This window comes from Bacteroides sp. HMSC067B03 (assembly GCF_001811315.1).
GTDB classification, from domain to species: Bacteria; Bacteroidota; Bacteroidia; order Bacteroidales; family Bacteroidaceae; genus Bacteroides; species Bacteroides faecis.
Genome location: NZ_KV804261.1, coordinates 1 through 292 on the forward strand (window position 1 = coordinate 1; position 292 = coordinate 292).

The 292-nt window shown below is 53.1% G+C and carries 1 protein-coding gene; it reads right to left on the reverse strand.

Annotated elements, in window-relative coordinates:
- Positions 1 to 241 (reverse strand): mobilization protein MbpA (gene mbpA, locus HMPREF2794_RS29850; RefSeq protein ID WP_083311996.1); only part of this gene is annotated, 241 nt, incomplete at its 3' end.
- Positions 242 to 292 lie beyond the last annotated feature (51 nt).

The window sequence follows — 292 nt, forward strand, 5'->3', positions numbered from 1 at the left end:
CCCGGTACTGGCGACCACCGAAGTAGTTGTTCAGCCGTTGGAGCGTTCCTTTCAACTGGGCTATGTCCCGGAGAAGCTGCCGTTCCTCCTCGGTGTACCTCTCCCTTGGGCGCCCCCCAAGGGACAAACTCCGGCAGTATTCCGATACGCTTAGACTGCACCGGGCTGCCTGCTCCGCAAGTGCGTCCTTTTCAAGTTCGGTACACCGGAATGTAATCTTTTCGTTCCGTCTTAGTTCCATGCCACAAAGGTAATCTTAAAATCTTTTTGAGCAAAGCGAGAAAAGCAAGAA